The organism is Alistipes timonensis JC136 (genome assembly GCF_900107675.1).
GTDB classification, from domain to species: Bacteria; Bacteroidota; Bacteroidia; order Bacteroidales; family Rikenellaceae; genus Alistipes; species Alistipes timonensis.
Genome location: NZ_FNRI01000015.1, coordinates 1 through 1542, shown reverse-complemented (window position 1 = coordinate 1542; position 1542 = coordinate 1). Strand labels below are relative to the sequence as shown.

The following is a 1542-nucleotide window of genomic DNA, read 5'->3' as shown; positions in this document are numbered from 1 at the left end:
CGCTCCAGAAAGGAGGTGTTCCAGCCGCACCTTCCGGTACGGCTACCTTGTTACGACTTAGCCCCAGTCACCGGTTTTGCCCTAGGTCGCTCCTTGCGGTCACGAACTTCAGGCACCCCCAGCTTCCATGGCTTGACGGGCGGTGTGTACAAGGCCCGGGAACGTATTCACCGCGCCATGGCTGATGCGCGATTACTAGCGAATCCAACTTCACGGAGGCGGGTTTCAGCCTCCGATCCGAACTGAGATAGGCTTTCGAGATTCGCATCCCATCGCTGGGTAGCTGCCCTCTGTACCTACCATTGTAACACGTGTGTGGCCCCGGACGTAAGGGCCGTGCTGATTTGACGTCATCCCCACCTTCCTCTCGGCTTACACCGGCAGTCCCGTCAGAGTGCCCAGCTTGACCTGATGGCAACTAACGGTAGGGGTTGCGCTCGTTATGGGACTTAACCCGACACCTCACGGCACGAGCTGACGACAACCATGCAGCACCTAGTTTCGTGCCCCGAAGGGAAGACCTGTTTCCAGATCCGTCACTAACTTTCAAGCCCGGGTAAGGTTCCTCGCGTATCATCGAATTAAACCACATGTTCCTCCGCTTGTGCGGGCCCCCGTCAATTCCTTTGAGTTTCATTCTTGCGAACGTACTCCCCAGGTGGATAACTTATCGCTTTCGCTTAGCCACCGACTGTGTATCGCCGACAGCGAGTTATCATCGTTTACTGCGTGGACTACCAGGGTATCTAATCCTGTTTGCTCCCCACGCTTTCGTGCCTCAACGTCAGATATAGTTTGGTAAGCTGCCTTCGCAATCGGTGTTCTGTATGATCTCTAAGCATTTCACCGCTACACCATACATTCCGCCTACCGCAACTACTCTCTAGCTCAACAGTATTAGAGGCAGTTCCGGTGTTAAGCACCGGTATTTCACCTCTAACTTATCAAACCGCCTACGCACCCTTTAAACCCAATAAATCCGGATAACGCTTGAATCCTCCGTATTACCGCGGCTGCTGGCACGGAGTTAGCCGATCCTTATTCGTACTATACTTTCAGTCAGATACACGTATCTGAGTTTACCCTAGTACAAAAGCAGTTTACAACTCATAGAGCCGTCTTCCTGCACGCGGCATGGCTGGTTCAGACTTGCGTCCATTGACCAATATTCCTCACTGCTGCCTCCCGTAGGAGTTTGGTCCGTGTCTCAGTACCAATGTGGGGGGTTAACCTCTCAGTCCCCCTATGTATCGTTGCCTTGGTGAGCCGTTACCTCACCAACTAGCTAATACAACGCATGCCCATCCAGAACCACCGGAGTTTTCAACCAAAAGGGATGCCCCTTATGATGTTATGGGATATTAGTACCAATTTCTCAGTGTTATCCCCCTGTTCTGGGTAGGTTGCATACGCGTTACGCACCCGTGCGCCGGTCGCCGGCGATTGAAGCAAGCTTCAATCCCGCTGCCCCTCGACTTGCATGTGTTAGGCCTGCCGCTAGCGTTCATCCTGAGCCAGGATCAAACTCTCCATTGTATAAAA

Annotated in this window: 1 rRNA gene; it reads right to left on the bottom strand. The window is 53.0% G+C overall.

Going from position 1 to position 1542, the window contains the following annotated elements:
- Positions 1–8 precede the first annotated feature (8 nt).
- Positions 9–1536, bottom strand: a 16S ribosomal RNA gene (locus BLU78_RS13775).
- Positions 1537–1542 lie beyond the last annotated feature (6 nt).